This is a genomic window from Caballeronia sp. LjRoot31, from assembly GCF_964253885.1.
GTDB lineage: Bacteria > Pseudomonadota > Gammaproteobacteria > Burkholderiales > Burkholderiaceae > Caballeronia.
On the sequence record NZ_CAXURX020000001.1, the window covers coordinates 3,181,476 to 3,198,948 of the forward strand.

Below are 17,473 nucleotides of genomic sequence, written 5' to 3' on the forward strand. Positions count from 1 at the left end.
CTTACCGCGCGCGCTGCCCCGATACCGCTGCTGTGCTCATGCATCAAAGCAGCCCGAAGCCTGCGAGGGTCGCTTTGACTTGTTGCAACGTCGGGTGCTGACTTGCGCTACCCAGATTCACCACGCGCGGCGACCAGTAACCGCCGGTGCGCCAGGCGGTCGAGAAATTGTACAACTCGATGGTCGGCCGCTTCAGGGCTGCCGCGATGTGCACAAGTCCCGTGTCCACGCCCACCGTCGCCGCCGCGCCGTCGATCAAACCGACGACGGCCGGCAGCGAGAGTTTCGGCGGCACGACCGCTGCTGCGCCGAACTCTTTTGCCAGTTTGTCGCTGGTTTCGCGTTCGGTTTCGCTGCCCCATGGCAGCACGATCGATACCCCGCGCCGTATCAGTGTCTGTCCGAGTTCGATCCACGCGGTGTCGGGCCATTGTTTATCGGCGCGGGACGTGGCGTGGACGAACACCACGTATGGCACGGGCAGGTTCAGCCCCGCCTCCGATAACGCCAGCGCGGCGCGGCGGGTATCCATGCCGAATGTGATGGCGTCGGTGGCTTCGGGGCGCGGATCGCCTAGCGCGGCCGCGACGAGTTGCCGGGTGCGCTCGACCACGTGCGTGCGTGGTTCGATGGGCACGCGTTTATCGTAAAAGAAACGAACGGGCCATTCGTAACCGGCGCCGTCGGTGCGGTTGCCCAGGCCGACCAGCGTACCGCGTGCCCAGCTTGCCACCCATGCGGTTTTGATGAGCCCTTGACAGTCGATGACCAGGTCGTATTTTTCCGCGGCCAGTGTGCGGCGGAAGCGTTGGATTTCGCGCCAGTTATCGAGGGAAAAGAGGCGTTTGCGCCATCGACGTAGCGAGAACGGGATGGCGCGGCGTACGCCATCGACGAGTTCGACGAGATCCGTGAAGCTCTCTTCGACTAGCCAGTCGATCTGGGCGTCGGGGTGGAGACGACGGATATCGGCGATGGCCGGCATGTTATGGACGACGTCGCCTAGAGACGACACCCGGACAATCAAGATCTTTTGCACGCTGGACACGGTGAGCGTCGTCGGATTGGACGGCGCGTGAGTAATCTGAGATGGGCGATTTTAGCGCGGGTCGCGGTGCGAGACGAACGATTGTTCCACGACCGTCGCCACCCGTCCTCCTTCCGGACGAATTAACCGCGTCTACGTCCACACCGCCCTCAAACCATTGGTCCCTGCGCTGTTGCTCGACATGGTTGTCGATGCCACGAAAAATGCGGCACAAGCCAACAACCTCGTGGCTCGCAGCCCTCTCTAACGTTGATTCGTTGATTCTGGATAAATTAGGAATGTTAAATAAAGATTGAATGCCCAACCTATCCTAAACCAGCATACGGGAACTCGTTCCCGATTCCAGTGATTATCGTGCCGTCCGCGCATTGAACAGCAAGCGAACATCATAAAGAGAATGAATAAACCACCGCGCTGCGCAAAACACTTTTAAATATTTTATTCACGCGTATTAGTCCGCTCGGCAGTAATCCGGGCGAAGAAAATCGAATCGATCGCCGAGCGTTTTGATGCAGTAAGCGCTTAACGGCACTCGGTTTTTACCTAAAATAAAAATGATTCAATTTTGATACACGCATCACGATCGTATAAATTAATTAATCCGATAAAAACATTAAATATGACGAATAAACACCATGGCATAAGGCTTGACGGGGCCTATTGTTCTTCTTTATTTATATGAACAAACAAAATTACCGATTAATAGTCATACGTTACAGTGTGTTACGTCTTTTTTTACTGCTAAAAACGTTTCGTTTGTGTAACATTCAATCCGACGAGTAGGACATGACAGACGTCCTCAAGTCGCGGTGTTTCCGCCGTTGGATGTAGAGGCGGTCCAGCAAGTCCTCCCTCCTGAGTCATTTCCTGTCGAGTTCCCTGCAGGGCTCATGGGGGCACGTTTGCCCAGTTCAGGTTCATCGCTACCATCAGGCGATCATTTAAATGAAAGCTCCTTCGTTACCCAGCTATAGAACTTATTCTGTTGTACTAAATGTGAGCACCAAGCGCGCCCCGGTGGACATTTGCGCGCCAAGAGCAGCGCCGTCTCGGCATGCAAGGCTTCAGCAGTTGGACCGCGATGCTCGCCGTGTTCGGTATGACCCTCGGTATCACCTCCGCCATCGAAGGGCAAGAATCGCTCTCCACGAAGAGCCGTCCTCGATCGCGCCACGCGCGGCCGCCGGATCAAACATCTTCCCTTTCATAAATTGCTTCGTCGAGGCTTCTCGACAGTCCTTATTCATTGTGGAGTAGTCCCATGAGATTCCAAAGAGCGGCGCTTGCGTCGCTGATGGCATTTGTCTGCATTCTTTCCGCATGTGGCGGCGGTAGCGATAGCGATAACGCGTCGAATGCTGCAGCAGTAGATAACCACGCTCGTAGTCGTGGGAATGGCTCCGGCACTTCGGGAAGTGGTTCGACAGGATCTACCACAACAAGTGGTTCGGGTGGAACTACCACACCACCTGCCTGGTGGCTGGCGAATTATTGCGGTGAGCCTGGAAATAGCGAGTTTCCTTCAGGGCAAGCCTCATATCAGAAGGTAATGGGCAAAGCCCCCGCAGGGTGGCTGACCTATCTGGCGGCAAACTATACCCCTAATGATCCAAGCTTCGGATGGGCCGCAGCCAGTTATTATTTCGCTACCATGGGCAAGCAAAATTCTCCCACTAACAATGCGATTCCGATCGTTGCATTGCCAATGGGCTATTCGGCGAGCGGCAATGGCCCCGGTGGGAACCTGTTTGCAGCCATTGCTGCCGGTACCTATGATGGCGCACTCCAGGGCTCCGTACAGGCCTGGGCACAGGGAGGTTACAAAACTATCTATTACCGCCCGGGTTGGGAATTTAATGGAGGCTGGTATCCGTGGTCCATTCAGAATGCAACTGACTTGAAAAACTACATTGCAGCTTTCCAGCATATCTATACGGTTCTGCATGCAGCAGCGGCCACAAACGGTGTAACCGTGAATGTAGTGTGGAATCCGAATGTGGGTGGCAATCAGGCCGGAGGTACATCGACCTGGGCCAACTGGTATCCGGGAAATAGTTATGTCGATGTTATCGGCATTGATAATTATGGCGCCCCTGTTGATACTGGGGATCCGGCCAATGCACCAGGAAGTGCAACTGACTACACGCCGCTGCAAGCTATAGCCTTTGCAGAAGCGAATGGCAAGCCATTCTCCATCCCTGAGACTGGTGGTAACAATTCAGATGGCTTTATCACGGCCTTGGGCACCGTGATTTCGCAGGCAAAGGTAACGTGGTCTTTCATAGGACTGTGGAATGACGACACGGGCGGTGGGAACATCTTCAGCTCTTCGTCTTCATTGGGCGCTAGTTTTCAGCAAGCTTTTGCACCTTAACCATTGCGCTATACACATCTCTGACCGGCAAGCGCCGAGCGCGAAAGAGCATATTTACTTTCGATGACATAGCTCGGCGCCCGTAAGCTTGGGACGAATCCCGTTTAGGCAATGCTAAACAAGCGGCTGCATTCTTGATTTCGTCTCGGGAGGTCACAACAAAGGGATCGTGAATGAAGCTTTCCTTGCAGCTTTTCTGGAGATATGGTCAAGGCTGATAGAGGAGATTTGACGGGCAGCGATTTAAAGCGGCGAGTTTCTGCTGATCCGATCGATTGTCTTGCACCGGTTCGCCGTCTTTGAAGGCGATGCCCTCCAACAACAGCTTGATCTGTTCGGGGCTATTGATACGGCGCCAGGTTTTCCCGGCTGCCTCGATCAGCTTGAATGCCAGCCCCAGGAAGGCGGATCGCAATACGCAGTTGCGCCTACGCGTAGTACTGTGGCGTACCGTCGTAAACGTCGACTCGATTGCATTGGTCGTTCGCAAACATTGCAGTGCTCCGCCGGAAAGTCGTAAAACGCCAGCAAGCTTTCGTGACCCTTCTTCAGTGTTCACGTCGCCTTCGGGTACTTGCTCGCGTGGATCGTCACGAACCGGTCGAACGCGGCATGCGCATCGGCGCGGGTTGCCGCCATCCGGATTGACGGTAGTCGGCCTTGGCCCGACCCTGTTGCGCCTTCGGAAGTGCATTGAGCACGTACATTTCTTCGGGAGCCTCCACTACCGGGAGGCAGTGGAGATCATTCACATTTTTCCAGTATCAGAACGGCAACTGCGCGTCAGCCTTCTCCGCCAAAATCACCCGGCGAAAATCTTCCTGAATCCGCTTGAGCGCTTCCTCACTGTCAGCTTCAAACCGCATAACCACCACCGGCGTGGTATTCGACGACCGCGCGAGCCCGAAACCATCCGGATACTCCACCCGCAGCCCGTCAATAGTCAGCACATCGTCCGCACCGGTGAACTTCGCGTTCTTCTGCATCTTCGCGATAAGCTCAAAATTCTCACCCTCATTCAGCTTCAGCTGCAACTCAGGCGTGGACAACGAGTTCGGCAAATCATTGAGCAGCTTGCTCGGATCAGCCACCCGCGACAGGATTTCAAGCAGCCGCGCGCCGGTATAAAGGCCGTCATCAAAGCCATACCAGCGATCCTTGAAAAACACGTGACCGCTCATCTCGCCGGCCAACGGCGCGCCCGTTTCCCGCAGCTTGGCCTTCACCAGCGAGTGCCCCGTCTTCCACATCACCGGCTCGCCACCCTGGTCCCGTACCCATTTAGCCAGATTACGCGTGCACTTCACGTCGTAAATAATCTGCCCGCCCTTGTTGCGCGACAACACTTCCTGCGCAAACAACATCAACTGGCGATCCGGATAAATGATCTGGCCGTCCTTCGTGACAACACCCAGACGGTCGCCGTCGCCATCGAAGGCAAAACCGATTTCCGCATCCGTCTCCTTCAGCGCCTTGATCACGTCCTGCAGGTTCTCCGCATGCGCCGGATCGGGATGGTGATTCGGGAACGTCCCGTCAATGTCAGTGAACAGTTCAACCAGCTCGCAACCCAACGCCTTGAACAGACGCGGCGCAAGTTCGCCCGCCACGCCATTACCCGCATCGATCACTATCTTCATCGGACGCACAGGCTTGATGTCGCTGACAATCCGGTCAAGGTAGACCTGCTGGATATCGTATTCGGTGTACGTGCCCGCACCGCTCGTGAAGTCCTCATTCACAATGCGCTGATACAACGCCTGGATCTGGTCACCATAGATGGCGGCGCCGCGCAGCACCATCTTGAAGCCATTGTAGTCGGGCGGATTGTGGCTCCCTGTCACCACGATGCACGAATCTACTCGACGCTCGCCCGAAGGCAGCGCGAGCGGCACGCTGGCCCCGAAATAACCTACAGGCGTAGGCACCATACCAAGGTCGACCACGTCCACGCCGGCTTCACGCAAGCCGTCAGCAAGCGCGCCAACAAGCTCCGGACCCGACAAACGGCCGTCACGGGCCACGACGACCGAGTCGCCGCCCTGGTTACGGATCTCGCTGCCGAACGCGCGGCCAATGTTGCGCGCGACGCCGGCATCGACGGTTTTGCCAACGATCCCGCGAATGTCGTAAGCCTTGAAAATGGACTGGGTAACGGGCACTTGCGGCGGTACTTGCGGTGACTGGCTCATGGAATGGCTACCTGACTAATAATTTAAATGGTTCCGGGGCATCCCGAAGCGTCCTGGGTCACGAAGACCCCTTGATACAGACCTGCGGCCAACGATCACGACCTGACTCGGCCAACGCACGAACAGCCAGAAACAATACCGGACGAAACGCAAAAAATAACGAAAGAAATTCGTATCGAGTGATCTCGAACCCGCTGGCACCCCTTCGGAGCCCCCTCAGCGAGTCTCGACCCAACGTCAACCATGCGGTTGTCCGCACTGTTCGCACCTATAATCGCAGTCTTTCCGCGCGGACCTGCGCAAATATTCTAATCCAATGCCCGGACGCTTTTTCACCGCGAAGTACAAACGTCACACCGGATGGCGGGAAACCGCATGGTGGTTGACGGCTCCCGACCGCGCGCCAGCAAGGATCGCAGCAAGACCGGGCGGCTGTTTTACCGCAAGCGCCATGCCTATTATCGCCGTGACAGCCACGGCCACGCGAGGCGCCGCCCGCGGATGCTGAAACGAATCAAGAACCCCGACATTAGCAAGGCGCTGGCGAACATCGTCTGGCTCGGTCTCGAACGCCTCACGCAGATAGCGGTCGCCGTTGCCATCAGCGGGCTGCTCGCGCGCTACTTCGGCCCCGATGTCTTCGGCAAATGGCAATACGCCAACACGCTGCTGCTCGTGCTCTCGCCCATCACCTGGGTGTGCGGTGCCGAGATTCTCGTGCCGACCATCGTGAATCGCCCGCCGGGCCAGCTCGGCACGGTGCTCGGCAGCGCGTTCGTGCTGCGCATGGGCGTATCCGCGGCGGCGCTGGTCTTGACCTGGATCGGCATTGCGGCGGGTTTCACCGATCCCCTCGTCGGCGCCATGCTCGCCGGCCTCGCCTTGACCATGCTGTTTCGCGAGCCGTTCGTCGGCGTGATCAACGCGTGGCTGCAAAGCATGACGTACAGCAAACCGCAATTGCTGACCAGCATGCTCACGGCGATCGCCAAAGCGGCGCTCGTGTACGTGCTCGTGCGCGCAGCGGCAAGCCCGGCGCGCTTTGGCTGGCTGTGGGCGCTGGAAGCGGCGGTCATCGGCGGGGTGTTGATGCTGTACTACATGCATCGACACGGCGGCAAGCTCGGCTGGCACATCGACCGCTCACTGTTCCGCCACTTCGCCAGCGCCGGCACGGTGTTCTGGCTCGGCCTCATTTGTATGTACCTGTTCCTGAAGCTCGACCGGCTCATGCTGGAGCGCCACATTTCGTTCGCCGATCTCGGCCGGTATTCCGCCGCGCAGCAACTCAACGAAAACTGGATCACGCTCGCACTGATGCTCGCGCAGACCATCGCGCCGGCGTTCGTGTATCGCGTGCAGGATGCACTGCAACTGAAGCGCAACATCGGCCGGTTGATCGCCATGACGGCCGCACTGATGATCGGCGGCGCGATAGTGCTGGACCTGCTCGCGGGTGTCATCATCTCGCGCGTGTTCGGACCGGCTTATACCGAATCCATCGGCATTTTCCGCTGGGCCGTGTGGCTGTCGGTGCCGGCTGGTATCGAAGCGATCGGGAACCTCGTCGTGCTTAAATACCAGGCGAAATTCGTGTTGCTCGCAAAGTGGCTGCTGGCGCTGGCGGTGGCTTTCGTGGTGAACCTGATCGCAATTCCTCGCATGGGCAGCTACGGTGCGCTGATCGGACTGGCGGCGGGATATCTCGCGGCGGCATCGGTCAATTTCTACTACATCCGCTTCAGGCTGCGGGTATGAGCGCCTACTCACCTACCACGCCTATGCCATCACTGACGCTCGACGACGTCACCGTGCTGATCCCGGTGTTCAACGCCCAGCACGACCTGGACCGAACGCTCGCATCGTTCTGCGAGCGCGCGCCGGTGCGCGTGCTGATCGTCGATGACGGCAGCCTCCCGCCTATCGTCGCGCCATCGGTTGCGAACCTCGCGATCGATGTGCTGCGGATGCCGCGCAACGGCGGTATCGAGCTTGCGCTGCAAACGGGCGTGGCCGCGCTGGCGGAGCGGGGCGTCAAGTACGCGGCGCGCATCGATGCGGGCGACCTGGCGACACCGTATCGGCTGGAAAAGCAGCGTGCTTATATGGAGGCGCATCCGAAAACGGCGGCGCTCGGCATGTGGACGCATGTAGTGAGCATGGACGGCGCGCCGCTGTTCGATCTTCGCCCGCCCGCGGAACCGGCTGCGATCCGCCGTGTCATGCTGCTGCGCGCCTCCTTCTCCCATCCGACGATGATGCTGCGCGTCACCGCCGTGATGGAAGCCGGCAACTATCGCGCGGAGTATCGTGCGGCCGAGGATCTCGATCTGTTCTTGCGCCTGATGCAAGACCACGACTGCGCGAACCTGCCGGAATTCGGCGTGTATTACGAACTCAACGAGCACGGCATCAGCGCGACGAAACGCCGTACACAAACGCTGTCTACACTGCGGCTGCAATTGAAATACATGCGTTTGACGAACCTGCCCGACTGGCTCGGCGTGGCGAAAAATATCGCACATCTGATGCTGCCTTACGGCGCGGTGCGCGCGTTGAAAACCCGCTTGTTTCACGCATGACGTAAGCCCTTGCTTCAAGCCCCCGGATTTATAGCCCGCCGTCCAGCGCCTGACCTACCGTATTTAAAACCGATCGAATGAACGCAGAGAAATCACGCCTTCGCATTGCCCTCGTCTGCAACACCGCGTGGGCGATCTACACCTACCGGCGCGGTTTGCTGCGGATGCTGATCGAACGCGGCGTCGACGTCTCGGTAATCGCGCCGCGCGACCGGACTTTCGCACCGCTCGAAGAAATGGGCTGCCGATGCGTCGAGCTGCCGGTAGCGTCGAAAGGCACCAATCCCCGCGATGACCTGAAGACCCTCGCCGCGCTGCTTCGCGAGTACCGCGCCACCCGGCCGCACATGGTGTTTCACTACACGATCAAACCGAACATCTACGGTTCGATCGCGGCGAAACTCGCGGGCGTGCCGTCGATTGCGGTCACCACGGGACTGGGTTATGTGTTCATCCAGAAGAGCCGGACGGCGAGCGTTGCGAAGCGGCTTTATCGTTTTGCGTTCCGCTTTCCGCGCGAAGTGTGGTTCCTGAATCAGGACGACCGGCAGGCGTTCATCGACCAGGACCTGCTGGTTCATCCGGAGCGCGCGCGGCTGCTGCACGGCGAAGGCGTCGATCTGGGCGACTATGCATTCCAGCCGCTACCGCGCGCCAACCCGCAGACGGAAGGCTTTTTTTTCATTTTAATTGGCCGTCTGCTGTGGGATAAAGGCGTCGCGGAATACGTCGATGCGGCCCGCCGGCTGCGCGAAAAATATCCGTATGCGCACTTCCAGTTGCTCGGCCCCGTGGGCGTTGACAACCCCAGCGCCATCACCCTCGATGAAATGCAGGCCTGGCAGCGCGAAGGGGTCATCGATTATCTCGGCGAGGCGCAAGATGTCCGTGCGTTTATCGGCAATGCGGATTGCGTGGTGCTGCCGTCGTATCGTGAAGGCGTGCCGCGAACCTTGATGGAGGCGTCGGCAATGGGACGCCCGATTGTCGCCACCGATGTCCCGGGCTGCCGCGAAGTCGTCGAAAACGGCGTAACGGGCCTGCTATGCGAAGTAAAAAGCGCCGACAGCCTCGCGCAGCAGATGGAGCAGATGCTTTTGCTGGACCACGCGGCGCGCGCTGAAATGGGCGTGGCGGGCCGAGCCAAGGTCGCGCGCGAATTCGACGAAAACGTGGTCGTCGAGCGTTATAAAGGCACAATACGCGCGGTTACCGGCGTTTCACTCTAAATCACCCTCCGGGAGCGTTATTCATGACTGGTCACACAAGCGCGAAGGGCACGATCCTTGTTACGGGCGGCGCCGGTTTTATCGGCTCGCATACTTGCGTCGAATTGCTGAACGTTGGTTACGAGGTTGTCGTGATCGATAACCTCGTGAACAGCAACGCGCAATCGCTGAAACGCGTCGAGCAGATTACGGGCAAAAAGCTGGCATTCTATGATGCCGATGTCCGCGATGAAACCACCCTCGCCCGCATTTTCGACGAACACGCCATCACCGGCGCGATTCATTTCGCCGCGTTGAAATCAGTGGGCGAATCGGTGGCGAAACCGATCGAGTATTACCGCAACAACATGGACAGCCTTCTCGTGCTGCTCGACACCATGCGCGCGCGCGATGTGAAAAAGATCGTCTTCAGCTCGTCGGCCACGGTATATGGCGTGCCGAAAAGCGTGCCTATCGACGAGTCGTTTCCGCTGTCGGCAACGAACCCCTACGGGCAATCGAAGCTGATCGCCGAGCAGGTTTTGCGCGATCTGGAAATCTCGGATCCGGCGTGGCGCATCGCGACGTTGCGTTACTTCAATCCGGTCGGCGCGCATGAAAGCGGCTTGATCGGCGAAGATCCGGCGGGTGTGCCGAACAACCTGATGCCGTATGTGGCGCAAGTGGCCGTGGGCAAGCTGGAACGCCTGCGTATTTTCGGCAGCGATTACGCCACCCATGACGGCACCGGCGTGCGCGATTACATTCATGTGGTCGACTTGGCGCGTGGTCACATCAAGGCGCTCGATGCCCTGGAGTCGCTCGACAGCAGCTTTGTCGTGAATCTGGGCACGGGCCAGGGGTATAGCGTGCTGGACGTGGTGAAAGCGTTCGAAGCGGCGTCGGGCAAGCCCGTGCCGTATGAACTCGTCGCCCGCCGTCCGGGCGATATCGCCGAATGCTTCGCCGACCCGGCCGCCGCTGCGAAGCTGCTCGGCTGGCAAGCGGAACACGGCATCGAGCGGATGTGCGCCGATCACTGGCGCTGGCAGTCGCAAAATCCACGGGGTTTTGCCTGACGTTCTGGTTCAGGCAACGCCCACGCGGCCCGGCCTGACGCGTTCTTTTTAGTGGTCATTTTTCATGCTCAGTTTTGCGCTCGGTTTTCTCGTTTCGCTATTCATCACGCTGCTGATCGTGCGGTTTGCGCATTTGCACGAAGGCCTTTCCGGCGATAGCGATTTTGCCGGCGTGCAGAAGTTCCACGCGCGGTCCGTGCCTCGCATCGGCGGGGTCGGAATTTTGGTCGGGCTCACCGCCTCGGCCGTGCAGCTTCGATGGACCTATCCGGTCGTATCGAGCGGAATCCTCGCCATTGTTGCTTGCGGGATGCCTGCTTTTTTCTCCGGACTCGTCGAGGACCTGACCAAGCGGGTCACGCCGGTTGTACGCCTCGTTTGCACGATGGCCGCGGCCGCGCTTGCGTACTTCTTGCTGGGGATTGCGGTCACGCGTATCAGCGTTCCGCCACTGGACTTCCTGCTGACCTACGGGGTCATCTCGTGTCTCGTGACCGTGGTCGCGGTGGCGGCGTTGGCTAACGCGATCAATATCATCGACGGCTTCAATGGGCTCGCGTCCATGGTCGCGTTCATGATGTTTGCGTCGCTCGCGTACGTGGCGTTCCAGGTTCACGACCCGGTGGTGTTGTCTGCATCGCTGATCATGATGGGCGCGGTGATGGGCTTTTTCATCTGGAATTTCCCCGCCGGGCTGATCTTTCTCGGCGATGGCGGTGCTTATTTCATCGGCTTCATGCTCGCCGAGCTGTCCATCCTGCTCGTGATGCGCAATCGCGATGTCTCAGCGTGGTTCCCGGTGCTGCTGTTCATGTATCCGATCTTCGAGACGTGTTTCTCGATCTATCGGAAGAAGTTTATTCGCGGCATCTCTCCCGGGATTCCCGATGGCGTGCATCTGCATATGCTGGTTTATAAGCGCCTCATGCGCTGGGCCGTCGGCGCGAAAAATGCACGCGAAATCACGCGGCGTAATTCGCTGACTTCGCCGTATCTGTGGCTGCTGTGTCTGGTTGCCGTGATTCCCGCCACGCTGTTCTGGCGGCACACGCTGCATCTGTTCTGCTTCGTCGTGGTGTTTGCTATCACCTACGTCTGGCTGTACGTCAGCATCGTCAGGTTTAAATCGCCGCGATGGATGGTGTTCCGGCGGGCTCATCCGGTGAAGAAGTAGCGGTTCCCGCGCCGGCAGTTTCATGGCCGGCGCGTTTCTTTTTTTAGCTCGATACAAACTCGAGCAAGTCTGCGTTCACCTTGTCGGCCTCGACCACGCACATGCCGTGCGCGCCGCCCGGATACACCTTGAGCGTCGCGTTCTTGACGATCTTCGCCGAGTGTTTTCCCGCTGCATCGATAGGCACGATCTGGTCGTCATCACCGTGCAGGATCAAGGTCGGGACATCGAACTTCTTCAGGTCTTCCGTGTAGTCGACCTCTGAAAATTCCTTGATGCACAAGTAGTGCCCCAGTATCCCGCCCAACATTCCCTGCGCCCAGAACGTGTCGATCACGCCCTGCGATTTCTTGGCGTTATCGCGGTTGTAGCCAAAGAACGGTACCGCCAGATCCTTGTAGAACTGCGAGCGATCGCCCACCACGCCTGCGCGGATTCCATCGAATACATCCTTTGGCAAGCCACCCGGGTTCGCTTCCGTCTTCAACATCAACGGCGGCACGGCCCCGATCAACACGGCCTTCGATACCCGCCCGGTCCCATGACGCCCGATATAACGTGCGACCTCTCCACCGCCCGTGGAATGGCCCACCAGCATGGCATCCTTCACGTCCAATGCGTCGAGCACCGCGGCCAGGTCATCGGCGTAGGTGTCCATGTCGTTGCCTTGTCCCGGCTGGCCGGAACGCCCATGCCCCCGCCGGTCGTGCGCGATGACCCGGTAGCCCTTCTGGACCAGGAACAACATCTGCGCGTCCCACGCGTCCGCATCCAGCGGCCACCCATGCGAGAACACCACCGTCTTGCCGGTACCCCAGTCCTTGTAGAAAATTTCCGTGCCGTCCTTCGTCTTGATCGTGCTCATCGAACGTGCTCCTTAAGGTGAGATAACGCGCTACGTCCGCCGTCTGTCACCTTCGGCATGGGCGCAACGCGTGGGGTTTAGCGAAGGTTTGCCGCGCCTCCGCCATGCGAATCCTGCGCCCTTCATGCGACGTCTTGATGTTTTCTTCAAGCACCGGTTTGATCGTATGAAACGGCGAGGAAATTGATCAGATCCCGGTCCGACACGCGGATGTTCGTACAGGTTAGGCGACGAAAGCCGCGTCGCAAAGGCTTGCTGAAATCGTCTGGCTGCCGGTGCACGCCATCGCGTCTGCACACTTCGTCCGGCCGCTTTACTGCATTTTTCCACCAGCTCGAGCCGTCTTTCATGCAAACCATATTAAGCGGGATTCTTCGGGAAAACGCGAATTAATCAATTGCATTGGGCGGGTCCGGTTTATCTCGCCGGAAAGTCAATGCTATAGAAGTTATTACCCATGATTACCTGAAGACTATTGAAAATTCCTGTTTTTACTCATTCAGAAGGGTCGAGAGGGGTCGGAGCAAGGATTGTCCTATCGGTACAATTGCTTATGTCTGAACATATCCTATTGCAACTATCCGATCCCTTAACTATCGTGCTAGAGAGGCATCGGTGAGTTAACATTATGAAAGAGAACATCATATATTCTTCTCCGCTTTACCCCCTTGCTCGTACAAACCACGCTACGACGATTGAGCCGCCTCCCGGCAGCGCTGCCAAGAGGCTATTGAAGCTCGCCTATAAAAAAGCAAACGATAAACAGCGCAAATAAACCAGATTGGAGACCCAGAATGAGCTCGCATACCGGCAGCCCGATTACCGGTTCACCCGGATTTTTTTCTAAAGAAGCAACCATCGCAAAACCTGGATTTTCGCGCTGGATGGTCCCGCCCGCCGCGTTGGCGGTGCATCTGTGCATCGGCCAGGCTTACGCGTTTTCCGTTTTCAACGCGCCACTTACGCGGGTGATCGGCATCACGGAATCGGCTCCGGACGACTGGTCGCTGACCACGCTCGGCTGGATCTTTTCGCTGGCTATCGTGTTTCTCGGGTTGTCGGCGGCATTCGCCGGCAAATGGCTGGAGAAGGTCGGGCCGCGGCGCACCATGTTCACGGCGGCCTGCTGCTTCGGCGGTGGTTTCCTGGTGGCGGCGCTCGGCATCCATTTGCATCAGATCGTGCTGGTCTACCTCGGCTACGGCGTGATTGGCGGGATTGGGCTCGGGCTAGGTTATGTCTCGCCGGTGTCCACGCTGATCCGCTGGTTTCCTGACCGGCGCGGCATGGCGACCGGCATGGCGATCATGGGCTTCGGCGGCGGTGCGATGATCGCGGCGCCTGCTTCGGTGGCGCTGATGAACCACTTCAAGAGCGCGACCAGCAACGGCGTGACCGAGACCTTCGTGGTGCTGGGCATCGTCTATTTCATCTCGATGTCGATCGGTGCGCTCGCCATCCGCGTCCCGCGTGCGAACTGGACGCCAGCGGGCTGGACGCCGCCGGTGACCAACGGCAACAAGATGATCACGCGCAATCACGTGCATATCGACCAGGCGTTGAAAACGCCGCAGTTCTACCTGATCTGGCTGGTGCTGTTCCTCAACGTGACGGCCGGGATCGGCGTGTTGGGCCAAGCGTCGGTGATGATCCAGGAGAGCTTCAAGGCATCGATCACGGCGGCTGCCGCGGCTGGTTTCGTCGGCCTGCTTTCGCTCTTCAATATGGGCGGGCGTTTCGTGTGGGCATCGGCGTCGGACTGGATCGGACGCAAGAACACCTACTTCGTGTTCTTCGCGCTCGGCGCGGTGTTGTATCTGCTGGTGCCGCAATTTGCGCAGAGCGGCAACGTTGCGCTCTTCGTGCTCTCGTATTGCGTGATCCTGTCCATGTACGGTGGTGGCTTCGCGACCGTACCGGCCTATCTCGCCGATATGTTCGGCACGAAATTCGTGGGCGGCATTCATGGACGCTTGCTGACCGCGTGGGCGGCGGCCGGTATCGCAGGTCCTGTGCTGGTGAACTACATTCGCGCGTATGAAGTGGCGCATGGCGTGGTCAAGGCGGAGGCTTACACCACGACGTTGCACATCATGGCGGGACTGCTGGTGATCGGCTTTATCTGCAACTTGCTGGTGAAGCGCGTGCACGAGAAACATCACATGAGCGCGTCCGCACTCGCGGCAGACTGAATCCACTGAACCTACTCTAGCGCGGAGAATGCGATGAACACCCATACCAACCTGAACGCCGAGCTGGACGCGCAGCCGTCCAACAAGCTGCTGCTCGGCGTGTTCTGGATCTATGCAATCGTGCCGCTTGCATGGGGCGTGATCAACACCCTGGTCCAGGCGACCAAGCTGTTTCATTGACGCTGAAGCTTCAACGTCTGAAAAACCAAAACGCCGGCTTGAACAGCCGGCGTTTTTTGTTACCACGCTCGAATCTGCACCAACCCTCACACCTTCAATTCAAGCCGGCGCACCCGCCATGCCGCCCGTGACCTGCCGTGCGACTTCCAAATAACGCTCGGCGGTATCGGCCAGCGTAAGACCCCCTAGCGGCCGCTGCGCCCGCCCTTCGCCCAACGCGGTCACCAGCGCGCGTGCATAGGTCGAAGTGTCCTCCGGATCCAGCAGATGCACAGCCGGAAAATCCGCCGCGAAGCTGAACGGCCGGATGTCGCTGGCGACAATCGGCACGCCCGACGCCAGCGCCTCCAGGAACGCGATGCTATGGCCTTCGAAGCGCGACGGCATCGCGAACACGCTGGCCTTGAAAAGAATGTCGGAGATGTCCGAACGCGGCCCTTCCACCGTGACCCGCTGCTCGAGCCGAAGCTTCGCCACGAGATCCTTCACCGCCATGAAATAAGCGGGATCCTCGACCACACCGACCAGCAGCAATCGCGCAAGCGGCACCTGCTGCGCGACCTCCTTGAACGCATGCACCGTCTGCAACTGGTTCTTCACCGACGTATAACGCCCGATCTGCACAATCTGCGCATGGTCATTGGCAAGATCAGCATTCAGTCCGGGCGAGAAACGCGCCATGTCGACGCCGTTTGGAATCAGCTGCATCGACGGATGCCCGCCAACGGCCGCCACATAGTCGTCGAGATTCGCCGGCGATACCCCGATCACCGCCCGTGCCCGCCGCGACAACACCCGCTCGATGCGCCGGAACAGACCGCGCTCAAAGTCGTTGGTCGCGGAATGCATCACGTACACCACGGGCGCTGATAGTGGCAGTGCGCGCGCATAGAAAGCGGGAATGGTCGCGTGGGCAAACACCACGTCCGGGCGATAGTGGTGAACTGCCTGGTACAAATGCCACAGCTTGCCGAACGTGCCGTGGAATCCACGAGGAAACATGCACTCCACGCCGTTGGCATCGAGTTCCTGGCGCAGCGTGAGGAAGTCGTCATGTTGCGGCCGCAGCGACGTCATGCCGACAACTTCGCCGCTTCTCTGCTGATGAATCGCGAGATCCTTGGCCAGCACTTCCGCCCCTGAAAGGCGCGGGGCAAGAACAAGATGAAGGATGCGCATCACGCCTCCCTGGCAATTCGGAACAGCATCCAGCCGGCGGCTGCACCAAGGCCGACCGTCATCGCCCAGGCAATGCCCGTGACGCCCCACAAATGGGTGGCGACCGGCACCGTGACCAGCAGCACCACGGCCTGGATGATGGACGCGTGCGTGGCGACCTTCGGCAAGCCCACCGCACGCAAATACGATACCAGCACGGCGATCATTGCACCGATAGCCATGTTGACCACGAAGATCCTGAACAGCGGCACGGCGGGCAGCCACGCGGTTCCCAGCACGATCTGGAACAGCGGTTCGGCGGCAAGGCGCAAGATGATCACCAGCACCGCGAGTCCGCCCGCGATCAGCGCAAGATAACGGCGGAACAGCCGCGCAGCGAAATCCGCATCCTTGCGGTGATGCGCGGAGAACGTCGGAAACAGGTATTGCGACATCGCAATAGCGGCGTCGGCAAGCAGCATCTGGGCGAGCTTCGAGGACATCTGGTACGCGCCCAGTTGAGCCGGCCCGAGCAGCTTTGCCACGATCACCTTGTCGAACTGATTCAGCAGCAGGTTCACCACGCTGCCCGCCCAGATCCAGCGGCTGAAATTCACGTAATGGCCAATCCCCTTCCACGACAGCCGCAGCGGCGGACGCGGCGACATGGTGGTCCAGGTCAGGACCGTCTTCAGTGATTCCCCCGCCACCATGCCGAGCAGCACCGAATAAGCGCCTGCCCCGCCAAGCGCGAAGGCCAGGCCGATCGCGCAATCGAGGAAAGCCGACGACATCTCCACGCCCGCGATGCGCATGAATCCGCGCTCGCGCGTGACGATGTAATACGCCGGCGACGCCACGCCCCGGATCAGCGGCAACAGCGCCGCGAGTTGCAGAAGCAGCAGCGAGCCGCCAAGATGAAACTGCTGGTCCATCAGCGGCGCAGCGCAGACAATCAGCAGCGCAATCAATCCGCCACGCGACGCCAGCGTGGTCCACACCGCGCCGAGTTGTGAGCGGTTCGGCGTTTCGCGGCCTTGCACCACCGCTTGCGCGAGACCTGTATCGCTGAGCGATTCGGCAATAGCCACCGCCAGCAGCGCCACGCTGACGCTGCCGATTGCGGCGGGCCCGAGAATCCGGCCGATCGCCAGGAACTTGACCGCGACGAAGCCGCGCACCACGATTTGTTGCAGCAGGACCCAGATGGCGGCGTCCTGATCGAAACGCACGCTCGCGGTTGAAAACGGTAAGCGAACTGCTCTCACAGACATTCCTCGCGTCGGATCGACTTTTTGTAGTTGGAGCGTGGCAAATGGATTTCCCGAGAGACGTGACTTTGCATTAGCGATATTTGCCCAGGGTTTCCGCAAAGGTAACGTGGTGCGCCCTGTGCCGTGCGCCATCTCGTAGTCGATATC

General features: G+C 59.1%; 13 protein-coding genes and 1 pseudogene. 8 read left to right on the forward strand and 6 right to left on the reverse strand.

The genetic code is table 11. From position 1 onward, the window contains the following. Positions 1-43 precede the first annotated feature (43 nt). Entirely contained in the window at positions 44-1,039 is a 996-nt protein-coding gene (waaC, locus tag ACSQ8V_RS14150; protein WP_436206078.1) for a lipopolysaccharide heptosyltransferase I, read from the reverse strand. 1,270 nt (positions 1,040-2,309) lie between these two features. On the opposite strand from waaC, the gene ACSQ8V_RS14155 reads away from it, so the two are divergent. Beyond that, positions 2,310-3,422, forward strand: coding sequence for a glycoside hydrolase family 26 protein (locus tag ACSQ8V_RS14155; RefSeq protein WP_436206079.1), 1,113 nt, complete (start codon positions 2,310-2,312; stop codon positions 3,420-3,422). Between the two features lie 208 nt (positions 3,423-3,630). On the opposite strand, the pseudogene ACSQ8V_RS14160 reads toward ACSQ8V_RS14155, so the two are convergent. Then, positions 3,631-4,120: pseudogene (locus ACSQ8V_RS14160) on the reverse strand (transposase); the annotation flags it as partial. A gap of 66 nt (positions 4,121-4,186) precedes the next feature. Beyond that, complete coding sequence (locus tag ACSQ8V_RS14165) at positions 4,187-5,614, reverse strand: phosphomannomutase/phosphoglucomutase (RefSeq protein ID WP_213768729.1); 1,428 nt, start codon at positions 5,612-5,614, stop codon at positions 4,187-4,189. Positions 5,615-6,115: 501 nt separating this feature from the next. Here ACSQ8V_RS14165 and ACSQ8V_RS14170 point away from each other — a divergent pair. From ACSQ8V_RS14170 to ACSQ8V_RS14190, 5 genes are all read left to right on the forward strand, one after another. After that, a complete protein-coding gene (locus ACSQ8V_RS14170) occupies positions 6,116-7,372 on the forward strand; it encodes an oligosaccharide flippase family protein (RefSeq protein ID WP_213768728.1) in 1,257 nt (418 codons plus the stop codon). After that, on the forward strand, positions 7,369-8,196 hold the full coding sequence (locus ACSQ8V_RS14175; RefSeq protein WP_436206080.1) for a glycosyltransferase: 828 nt from the start codon (positions 7,369-7,371) through the stop codon (positions 8,194-8,196). The genes ACSQ8V_RS14170 and ACSQ8V_RS14175 overlap by 4 nt, the downstream gene beginning before the upstream one ends. A gap of 77 nt (positions 8,197-8,273) precedes the next feature. Further along, positions 8,274-9,425 (forward strand): glycosyltransferase family 4 protein, encoded by a 1,152-nt coding sequence (locus ACSQ8V_RS14180; protein WP_436206081.1) that lies wholly within the window; start codon positions 8,274-8,276, stop codon positions 9,423-9,425. A gap of 23 nt (positions 9,426-9,448) precedes the next feature. Continuing rightward, complete coding sequence (gene galE, locus ACSQ8V_RS14185) at positions 9,449-10,483, forward strand: UDP-glucose 4-epimerase GalE (protein ID WP_436206082.1); 1,035 nt, start codon at positions 9,449-9,451, stop codon at positions 10,481-10,483. Between the two features lie 64 nt (positions 10,484-10,547). After that, the gene (locus tag ACSQ8V_RS14190) at positions 10,548-11,657 is read left to right on the forward strand and encodes an MraY family glycosyltransferase (protein ID WP_436206083.1); all 1,110 of its coding nucleotides are present in this window, start codon (positions 10,548-10,550) and stop codon (positions 11,655-11,657) included. A 43-nt stretch (positions 11,658-11,700) separates the two neighbouring features. Here the strand turns inward: ACSQ8V_RS14190 and ACSQ8V_RS14195 are convergent, their stop codons facing one another. Beyond that, positions 11,701-12,522, reverse strand: coding sequence for an alpha/beta fold hydrolase (locus ACSQ8V_RS14195; RefSeq protein ID WP_436206084.1), 822 nt, complete (start codon positions 12,520-12,522; stop codon positions 11,701-11,703). Positions 12,523-13,316: 794 nt separating this feature from the next. Here ACSQ8V_RS14195 and ACSQ8V_RS14200 point away from each other — a divergent pair. Both ACSQ8V_RS14200 and ACSQ8V_RS14205 read left to right on the forward strand, forming a co-directional pair. After that, on the forward strand, positions 13,317-14,714 hold the full coding sequence (locus ACSQ8V_RS14200) for an L-lactate MFS transporter (RefSeq protein ID WP_213768722.1): 1,398 nt from the start codon (positions 13,317-13,319) through the stop codon (positions 14,712-14,714). A 33-nt stretch (positions 14,715-14,747) separates the two neighbouring features. After that, positions 14,748-14,894 carry an MFS transporter small subunit gene (locus tag ACSQ8V_RS14205; protein WP_213768721.1) on the forward strand — a complete coding sequence of 49 codons (147 nt, stop codon included), beginning with the start codon at positions 14,748-14,750 and terminating at the stop codon, positions 14,892-14,894. Between the two features lie 99 nt (positions 14,895-14,993). Here the strand turns inward: ACSQ8V_RS14205 and ACSQ8V_RS14210 are convergent, their stop codons facing one another. Together ACSQ8V_RS14210 and ACSQ8V_RS14215 are read right to left on the reverse strand one after the other, a co-directional pair. Further along, entirely contained in the window at positions 14,994-16,073 is a 1,080-nt protein-coding gene (locus ACSQ8V_RS14210; protein WP_436206085.1) for a glycosyltransferase family 4 protein, read from the reverse strand. Beyond that, a complete protein-coding gene (locus ACSQ8V_RS14215) occupies positions 16,073-17,320 on the reverse strand; it encodes an oligosaccharide flippase family protein (RefSeq protein WP_346730656.1) in 1,248 nt (415 codons plus the stop codon). The genes ACSQ8V_RS14210 and ACSQ8V_RS14215 overlap by 1 nt, the downstream gene beginning before the upstream one ends. Positions 17,321-17,473: the final 153 nt, after the last annotated feature.

Coding starts and splice junctions, on each gene's coding strand:
- ACSQ8V_RS14210 (WP_436206085.1), bottom strand. CDS start 16,073: ATGCGCATCCTTCATCTTGTTCTTGCCCCGCGCCTTTCAGGGGCGGAA.
- ACSQ8V_RS14190 (WP_436206083.1), top strand. CDS start 10,548: ATGCTCAGTTTTGCGCTCGGTTTTCTCGTTTCGCTATTCATCACGCTG.
- ACSQ8V_RS14205 (WP_213768721.1), top strand. CDS start 14,748: ATGAACACCCATACCAACCTGAACGCCGAGCTGGACGCGCAGCCGTCC.
- ACSQ8V_RS14195 (WP_436206084.1), bottom strand. CDS start 12,522: ATGAGCACGATCAAGACGAAGGACGGCACGGAAATTTTCTACAAGGAC.
- ACSQ8V_RS14155 (WP_436206079.1), top strand. CDS start 2,310: ATGAGATTCCAAAGAGCGGCGCTTGCGTCGCTGATGGCATTTGTCTGC.
- ACSQ8V_RS14165 (WP_213768729.1), bottom strand. CDS start 5,614: ATGAGCCAGTCACCGCAAGTACCGCCGCAAGTGCCCGTTACCCAGTCC.
- ACSQ8V_RS14200 (WP_213768722.1), top strand. CDS start 13,317: ATGAGCTCGCATACCGGCAGCCCGATTACCGGTTCACCCGGATTTTTT.
- galE (WP_436206082.1), top strand. CDS start 9,449: ATGACTGGTCACACAAGCGCGAAGGGCACGATCCTTGTTACGGGCGGC.
- ACSQ8V_RS14180 (WP_436206081.1), top strand. CDS start 8,274: ATGAACGCAGAGAAATCACGCCTTCGCATTGCCCTCGTCTGCAACACC.
- ACSQ8V_RS14170 (WP_213768728.1), top strand. CDS start 6,116: ATGCTGAAACGAATCAAGAACCCCGACATTAGCAAGGCGCTGGCGAAC.
- ACSQ8V_RS14175 (WP_436206080.1), top strand. CDS start 7,369: ATGAGCGCCTACTCACCTACCACGCCTATGCCATCACTGACGCTCGAC.